Source organism: Acidithiobacillus sp. (assembly GCF_023255755.1).
GTDB lineage: Bacteria > Pseudomonadota > Gammaproteobacteria > Acidithiobacillales > Acidithiobacillaceae > Acidithiobacillus.
Genome location: NZ_JAGDVS010000049.1, coordinates 1 through 7,968, shown reverse-complemented (window position 1 = coordinate 7,968; position 7,968 = coordinate 1). Strand labels below are relative to the sequence as shown.

At 60.4% G+C, this 7,968-nt stretch carries 8 protein-coding genes; 3 read left to right on the top strand and 5 right to left on the bottom strand.

The annotated features are described in order from the left end of the window. Nucleotides 1–330: 330 nt before the first annotated feature. Complete coding sequence (locus Q0C48_RS03560; RefSeq protein ID WP_291521623.1) at nt 331–678, bottom strand: hypothetical protein; 348 nt, start codon at nt 676–678, stop codon at nt 331–333. Between Q0C48_RS03560 and Q0C48_RS03555 the strand changes: the two genes are divergently transcribed. Then, nucleotides 677–1,809, top strand: a protein-coding gene (locus Q0C48_RS03555; RefSeq protein WP_291521621.1) for an IS3 family transposase whose coding sequence is annotated in 2 segments (ribosomal slippage) — nt 677–932 and nt 932–1,809 — 1,134 coding nt in all. Because the reading frame shifts where the segments join, the coding sequence is not laid out codon by codon here. The genes Q0C48_RS03560 and Q0C48_RS03555 overlap by 2 nt on opposite strands. A 453-nt stretch (nt 1,810–2,262) precedes the next feature. On the opposite strand, the gene Q0C48_RS03550 is transcribed toward Q0C48_RS03555, so the two are convergent. After that, nucleotides 2,263–2,457 carry a DUF2892 domain-containing protein gene (locus Q0C48_RS03550; RefSeq protein ID WP_291521619.1) on the bottom strand — a complete coding sequence of 65 codons (195 nt, stop codon included), beginning with the start codon at nt 2,455–2,457 and terminating at the stop codon, nt 2,263–2,265. A gap of 169 nt (nt 2,458–2,626) precedes the next feature. Here Q0C48_RS03550 and Q0C48_RS03545 point away from each other — a divergent pair, with 169 nt between their 5' ends. Together Q0C48_RS03545 and Q0C48_RS03540 are read left to right on the top strand one after the other, a co-directional pair. Next, nucleotides 2,627–3,643 (top strand): trans-aconitate 2-methyltransferase, encoded by a 1,017-nt coding sequence (locus tag Q0C48_RS03545; RefSeq protein WP_291521617.1) that lies wholly within the window; start codon nt 2,627–2,629, stop codon nt 3,641–3,643. A 325-nt stretch (nt 3,644–3,968) separates the two neighbouring features. After that, complete coding sequence (locus Q0C48_RS03540) at nt 3,969–4,880, top strand: bestrophin family protein (protein WP_291521614.1); 912 nt, start codon at nt 3,969–3,971, stop codon at nt 4,878–4,880. Nucleotides 4,881–5,114: 234 nt separating this feature from the next. Here Q0C48_RS03540 and Q0C48_RS03535 read toward each other — a convergent pair whose 3' ends face one another. The 3 genes from Q0C48_RS03535 to Q0C48_RS03525 form a co-directional block, all read right to left on the bottom strand. Continuing rightward, nucleotides 5,115–5,642: a hypothetical protein gene (locus Q0C48_RS03535; protein WP_291521612.1), complete on the bottom strand. Its 528-nt coding sequence runs from the start codon at nt 5,640–5,642 to the stop codon at nt 5,115–5,117. A 227-nt stretch (nt 5,643–5,869) separates the two neighbouring features. Then, nucleotides 5,870–7,027, bottom strand: a complete 1,158-nt coding sequence (dinB, locus tag Q0C48_RS03530) for a DNA polymerase IV (protein ID WP_291521610.1) — start codon at nt 7,025–7,027, stop codon at nt 5,870–5,872. Then, nucleotides 7,024–7,710: an SOS response-associated peptidase gene (locus Q0C48_RS03525; RefSeq protein WP_291521608.1), complete on the bottom strand. Its 687-nt coding sequence runs from the start codon at nt 7,708–7,710 to the stop codon at nt 7,024–7,026. The genes dinB and Q0C48_RS03525 overlap by 4 nt, the downstream gene beginning before the upstream one ends. Between the last annotated feature and the right edge of the window lie 258 nt (nt 7,711–7,968).

Sequence of the window (7,968 nt, the reverse complement as noted above, 5' to 3'; positions counted from 1 at the left end):
CTGCACATACCGCAGGCCCTTTTCTCCGGCCAAATTTCACGGTGGCCGATTTGCCATTTTTCCACCCTGAAATCATCGGAAGCCCGCGCCAGTACTGACTGGAATAGGGGTGACCGTTTTTTGTTCCAAGGGGGTGAATTCAGCGCCCACCTTTGGCCGGGGTGCAAACCGCAAACCCTGCAAACCTTGTTTTCTGGTCGGACGGTAGCGAAATGCTGCGCTTGCGCCCCCCGTATTGGAATATCGCCAGGAAGGACCCCTTTCGCCTGGGGCATGTATGCGTGCGCGGGCCATAACAATAGGCGCTGAGCATCACCATCGTCACAACCATCACGGCCGGACAGATCTGCGGCGCAGGTCTGAGTCCAGAAGGTGCAGTCGAATACGCTCGAAGCCCTGGAACATCTTGTGAGCTGACCGCTGCAAGCGTCTGAAATCAACCCACGTCTCCGGATCTGGCGCAGCGCCTGCCTTGTAGGATGAATGTGCGCCGTCAGGGTAGCGAAACACCGTGGACTTCGGGTCAAGCCGGTCGAATTCTGCGATCCGATCAAGAAGCCAACTGACCTGATCTGCCGGATATATGCTTTCGATATGTGGCTTTAAGGTGACCTGCTCCCCGCCAGCCGTACCACGGTGAAGTTCGCGGAGTCCATCACGATGGAGAATGATGGACATGAAGACGAGTCGATTCAGCGAAGAGCAGATCATCGGGTTCCTCCGGCAAGCCGAGGCTGGCGTTTCGGTCAAGGAGGTGTGCCGCACAGGCGGTTTCAGTGACGCGACGTTTTACAAGTGGCGCGCCAAGTTCGGCGGCATGGAGGCATCCGAGGCGACGCGGCTGCGTGAACTGGAGTCGGAGAACGCCAAGCTGAAGAAGCTGCTGGCCGAAGCGCACCTGGACATGCACGCGCTAAAGAGCGTTCTCGGGGTAAAACGCTAGCCCCACGGGTCAAGCGCGAGGCGATCGGCAGGATGATCAGCGAACATCATTTGTCCGAGCGTCGAGCGTGCTGCCTCGTGGGGCTAAGCAGAGATAGCCACCGCCATCCGCCCCAGCAGGATGCGCTCAACAGAGAACTGCACGGCAAGATCGTCGAGATCGCGCATGTCCGTCGGCGGTTCGGGTATCGGCGCATCCATGACCTGTTGCGCCCAGCATATCCGGGCGTCAATCACAAGCGGGTGTATCGGCTGTACAGCCAGGCCAACCTGGCTGTGCGCAAGCGCAAGAAGGTTCGGCGCGCGGCGGCCGAGCGTGTGCCGCTGCAACTGGCCACGACGGTCAATGAGGTGTGGAGCATGGATTTCGTCAGCGACAGCTTGGCCAATGGACGGCGGCTCAAGTGCCTGACAGTGGCCGACGACTTCAGCCATGAATGCGTGGACATCGCGGTCGACTACGGCATTTCCGGTGCCTACGTGACGCGCCTGCTCGACCAAGCCGCTCGATTCCGCGGATACCCGGCAGCAGTCAGAACCGACAACGGGCCCGAGTTCACCAGCCGTGCATTCATGGCTTGGGCTACGAGTCGCGGCGTGCGCCACATCCTGATCGCACCAGGCAAGCCCACGCAGAATGGGTTCATCGAGAGCTTCAACGGCAAGTTCCGCGACGAGTGTCTCAACGAGCAATGGTTCGAAACGCTGCACCAAGCCAGAGCGACCATCGCTGAATGGCGCCGCGACTTCAACGAAGTCCGGCCCCACAGTAGTCTGGGTCGGATACCTCCGGCGCGCTTCGCCGAAGAGCATCGCCAGCGCGCTGGCGATGCTCTTCACCCCACAACAACCAACGAAGTGAATTAACCTTGCAACCCGGACTCCTGACTTAACGTTGGTACGGCACGAGGGGGCAGGTCACGCGCACCTTAAGCCGCTGGCTATCCCGTTCGAATGCCCGAGCTTGTCAGGAGTGGTCAATGATGGTCAGGAATGATTTGAAGAAAACATGGTAACCGAATGGAAAACTTCTGTAATCTATTGATTTTATTTATCTTTAGACTACCTCCCTTTCCGCCAGATCAACTGTTGCAAAGATACAAAGCCACCCTTGCCGGTGGCTTTTTTGCATGGCAAAACTTCATGCTCTGGCAAAAGCAGTTCGCCGTCATCCGGCGTCATGAGAAAGTCGATGTTTGGCCGTTTCAGACTTGCTGCATAAATCAGGCCGGCGGCAGTCCTTGGCGGACCGTGCCGTTCCCGAATCAGCGAGCTGACCGCCCGCGCTTCGAAGCAGTCTCAGAGATCGGTTTTGCCCTCTCAGTTCTTGCGCATCGGGCAGGTGCGAATGCCGAGCAGGCTGTAGAGCGGGCAGATGCCCACAGCGCCGGCCACCAGCGGCACGACGCCGATCCAGCCCCAGACGCCAATCACATGCGTGAGCGTCAGGCCAATCAGAACAAGTCCCACAATCACGCGCAGCGTGCGATCCAGGGTCCCTTCATTCACAGTCATGTTGTGCTCCTCTCAAGAGGGTCATCGGGCCCGATGACCTCTTCCAATGATCGCAGACTTCAGATCCCCGCGGGAATCTCCCAAACCCGCACCCGGGCATGTGCATACCGGCGTACACCCCGCGTGGCGTAAGTGGAACAATCGTCGAATGTCGATAGGTGATCTCCCAATGACAGCAGACGATCTCAAAACCCAGTTCCGCCAGCAATCCCAGGCGGCGCTCAGCCTGAACGTGGCCTACATTGGTGTGGTCAATGGACTCTTCACCACCCTGCATCGCCTGCGCCAGGCCAGCGCGCAGGCGCTGGCAGAAGCGGCCGGGATCGATCCGGGCTACGTCCTGCGCTGGTGCGACGCCGCCTATGCCTTCGGCTATCTCGATGCCGACGGCGACACATTCCGTCTGACCCCGCAGGGCGAGGCCATGCGCCCCGAGGCGCCCGACACCCTCATGCCCATGGCGGTGCAGTCCGTTCTCTCGGCGCACATGGCCGAACGGGCGGCAGGCCTGATGCGCAACGGGGAGCGACCGGGCGAGCAGGTTCTGGCCGAGCGCCAGACCGTGTTGCCGTGGTTTGGCCCGATGCTCGAAGCCACCTTCGGACCGATGTTCGAGCACACCATCTGCCCGGCCGTCCCCGTCTTTGCCGAGGTCGACGCTCGCGGTGGCCTGGCGGTCGATCTGGGTTGCGGCAATGGCTGGTATTTGCGCGCGCTGGCGCGGCGCTGCGGCAAGCTGCGCGGTCTGGGCATCGACGGCTTCGAGGAGAACATCACCCAGGCGCAGGCGCTGGCACGGCAAAACGGACTATCCGACCGGCTGCGTTTTCAGCACGGCGACATCCACGCGCTGACGCTGGACGAGCCCGCCGACCTCATCGCGATGAACCGCGCGCTGCACCATGTCTGGGAGAAAGACACCCAGACGCTGTTTGCGTGGCTGCGCGCCAATCTCAAGCCCGGTGGCGCTGTGGTGATCTGGGAGCCGGCCTGGCCCGCCGAGCGCAGGGCGCTGCGCGAGCCCAGTCGCCGGGGCATGGCGTTTCAGAATCTCAGTGAACATGTCCAGGGCAATCACTTTCTGCGGCCCGAGGAAATCCAGGCGGCTTTTGCGCAAGCCGGGATGACCGCCACCGTGCATCTGTTCGCGCAGGGCAACGAGGCTGTGGTGGTGGCGAGGCGCTGAGTGCAGCACCGGAGGGGCTTCTTTAATTTTGTCTTTCAGGCACACCATCCCATTGCTTACCAGGGTTGTGTCAGCTCGTGTGAGGCGGCTGGGCGGTCAACCCGGGGCGAAAGCAGCGCGCCGGGCTGATCGCCTGAAACTTGCCGTACTGCAGCGACGTCCGCAAGCGTCCGGGCCGCAGGATTGAGTTCAGGCTGATGGGCTTGCTCCGCTCAAGACCTCGCACCGACTCATTCGGGCAGGCGAAGCCAAGGGGACTGTCCAAGACGCTTCTGCTCCGATCCGGAATAATCAGGCTGATCGCTTGCTCTTTTGTGCAGACTCCATGATTGTTCGCCCGCGCCTGTCCTGGCTTCGCATGTTGTTCGTGATCCGCGGGTCTGTACTTCCCAAGATTTGGGTGCAACTCCTTGTCATCGCGGCGCTGGCCACCGCCGTGACCTGGACCCACGGCGATCTGCTGGGGTGGCGTGTTGGCTTGACCTATGTGCCGTTCACGTCGATCGGCGTTGCCCTTGCCATCTTCCTTGGCTTTCGCAACACAGCGAGTTACGAACGCTACTGGGAAGCACGGAAACTCTGGGGTGCCATGCTCAACGCGTCGCGCTCATTGACACGGCAGTACATCGTTTGGCTCGGAGATCGAGAGCCGGCGGCCGACTTCGTTCACCGTTTGATCGGGTTCGTCCACGCCTTGCGCCATCAGTTGCGGGGCAGTGATCCGCTTCCGGACCTGTCATCGCTGGTTGATGCATCGCTGCTGGCGTCGCTCCAGGCTGCACGCTCCCGTCCAGCTTTGATCCTGCAATCCCTTGGCAGAAGCCTGGCCGAGGCGGCCAAACGTCAGGATCTGCATCCGCAGATCGCCGCTGTGATGGAACAAAGCATGATGGCGCTGACCGACGTGCTGGGTGGCTGCGAGCGTATCGCCAACACGCCGATTCCCTTCGCTTATTCGGTGATCGTCCACAGGACCGTCTACATCTACTGTTTTTTGTTGCCGTTCGGTCTGATTAGCAGCATCGGACTCCTGACGCCGCTCATGGTGACCTTCGTCGCATACACGTTTCTGGCCCTGGATGCACTCAACGAGGAACTCGAGGACCCTTTCGGCGCAATGCCCAACGATCTTCCGCTGCTCGCCCTATCGACGGGGATCGAAATCACGTTGCGCGAGCTATTGGGTGAGGATGCATTGCCAGAGGCAACACCGAGCGAGGATTTCGTCTTGCCCTAGCGGTTTCCCTTGGTGGACAAGTTCATGTATCCGCCTGATCGCCGAATTCCCCCTGCGCGCCGCAAGCGGCTGCCCCCTCAACGATCAATGCTGGTCATCCGCAATGACGCAGATGCCAGCATTTTTGATGCCGCTCCCCTCACTGTGGGGCGTTGTTTTTGGGACAGGTGCCTGCGCGACCTCTTGGGGCGAATGTCAATGGCGAGTCTGGCGCAGTCAAAATGCCATGCGGGTTCAGAGTGGGGCGACTCGAAATGTCTCGAAAATAATATCGATTGCCGTATGTTGCGCACCATGCGCAACCGCATCAAAAATGTCTTGATCCGTCCAGCCCAATTTTCTCAGGCCATCGATTTCAGCATCCTGAACTCCGTGCGGATTACGCACAGCGCGCACCACATAATCCAGTAGGCGGTTTTCTTTGTCGTGTAACGGAGCATTCAAAGGGTTCTGCAGGGCACGAGCGATGGATTCGGCAGATAAGCCAGCATTCAACAGCAACCCTTGGTTGAAACCAATACAGAACTGACAACCGCCATCTTCCGATAGGATGTAACGCAATAATGCAAGAAAATTGCCCGACAGGCTTGGGTGCTGTCCAAAATAGCCCAGCGCTTGCATTTGGATCTGCAGTAACTTGGGACTGACGCCAAAGAGCTGCAAACCTTCTGGGACGCTGCCAAAAGATTTCTCAATTGCGGCATACAGTTCAGCAAGTTCGCCTTGGGCCGATTGGGGTTTTGTTAAGGTAAGGGTAGTCATATAGAAGAAAGGATTTGTATTTAAAAATTTATCTTAACGACCGACCAGAATGTAACAAATCATGGCATTTATTTCTGTAAAACCGTGAGGTTATTGCTGCAGGACATTACGACCAGCACGCGGCACGTTTCGTTGGAAAAATCCTCCAGAGAGCGCGGGCTGCCTCCGTTGCTGCTTGCCTTCCCGCGCTTGGTGACGTTTTTACGATTCTGGAGGGAAGGGGCGCATTACGCCCCCTCCACCCAGTCCAGTTCCCTCTGCACCGGCCGACCTGCCTGCTCCCTTTCCTGCACCGTCATCAACCCCGATGCCCGCACACCCAGTAGCCGGATTCGCCCCTGCAGCGCAATCCGTTTCAGGCACAGCCCGGCCGCTCGTCGAATCGCTTGCGGCTGGTCTGTGGATTCGTCCAGCGACAGATCCCTTGTGACCGTGCGGAAGTCCTCAAAGCGCAGCTTGATGCCGATCGTGCGGCTCACCAGACCCTTGCGCTGCAGGTCACCGGCCAAACGCTGACACAGCGCGGTGAACACCGCGGAGAGTGCAGCACGATCGTGACGGGGATGCAGATCCTGCTCGAACGTCGTCTCTCGGCTGACCGACTTGGTTTCGCGCACCGTGACCACCGGGCGATCATCGATGCCTCGCGCCACATCCCGCAGCCAGGCGGCATAGGTGGCACCGAACTGCTCTTGCAACACGCCCGCATCGGCGCCCGCCAGATCCGCCAGGGTGTGAATGCCCAGGTCCTGGAGTTTGCGCGTGGCCTTGGGGCCAATGCCACCCACCTTGCTGACAGAGAGCGGCCCGATGCGGGTGGCAAAGTCCGCCGCGCTCAGGATGGTGATGCCATCTGGCTTGTCCAGCTCCGAGGCCATTTTTGAGAGCAATTTGTTTGGCGTGATGCCGATGGAGCAGGTCAGGCCTGTGGCTTGATAGACAGCCTGTTTGATGCGCAAGGCCAGCGTGTGCGAGTCGTCTGGAAGGTCGGTGAGGTCGAGATAGATCTCGTCGATCCCCCGATCTTCGATCTGGGGAGCAATTGCAGCAACCGCGGCTTTGAACATGGCGGAGTACTGGCGATAGGCCTCGAAGTGTGCTGGCAGCAGGAGGGCATCCGGGGCGAGCTGGGCGGCCTTCATCATGCCCATGCCGGAGAACACCCCCAGAGCGCGGGCTTCGTAGGTGGAGGTCGTCACCACCCCTCGGCCCACATATTGACGCAGCCGGGCAAAGCGGTGGCTGCCATCGGGCTGGCGCGTGGGATGCCAGTCCTGCCGACCGCCCACCACCACCGGCAGACCCCGCAGTTCTGGGTAGCGCAGCAACTCCACCGAAGCGAAGAAAGCATCCATGTCCAGATGCGCGATGCGGCGGTCTTTCATGTTGGAAGGGAAGACACGACCGGCCAGGGGTCGAGGATGTCCGGGCTGTCATGCCGCACATTTCCCATGGCTGGTGTCACCGGGTAGGCCGCCAGGGTGTCCAGCACCAGGGGGCGGAACAGGGCCTGGATTTGGGAGGGAGGCGTGGTTGGGTTGAGCCAAAGGTTCAGCGCCTCCCCCTCCAGGATCACCGGCATGCGGTCATGCAGGGCTTGCATCCAGGTGTTGGCTGCAGTGGTGAGGATGGTGAAGGTGATGACGTTCTCTCCAGCCGGCGAGGTCCAGTGTTCCCACAGCCCGGCCATCGCCAGCAGGGCGCCGTCCCGACGGTGAATGAAGAAAGGCTGCTTGCCGGCGGCTTGCTGCTGCCATTCGAAGAATCCATCGGCCGGCACGATGCAGCGTCTGCTCCGCAAAGCTGCGCGGAAAGCAGGCTTGGTGGCTGCGGTCTCGCAGCGGGCGTTGATCAGCCGATGACCGATGGTGGGGGCCTTGGACCAGGATGGGATCAGCCCCCAGCGCAGCAGAGCCGCACGCCGCTGGCCATCCACAGTGCGCAGGACGGGCACAAGCTGCTGGGGGCCAATGTTGAAGTGCGGCGTCCACTGCAAATCGGTGATGTCGGCACCGAACTGCGCATGCAGCCGCTCGGGAGGGCTCTTGAAGGCGAAGCGGCCGCACATGGGGATCAACGCTGGGGCAGAGGGGATGGGCGCAAGGGTGTGGGGCCGTCACGACGTCACACCCCGTCGCCTCGCCCTGCCCGTAAGCATACCGATTGTGGGTCGGATGCGGTGTTTTATACTGTTCGTATAATCAGTTTTCGTGCCATGAACAATCTTGCCCCTCACACCAAACCTGCTCGGCCCGAAGACTTTGCCGACGTTCGCCTGGCGGTTCTGGAGCCTGGGGATGAGGTCATTCCGCTGGGGTTGTCTCCC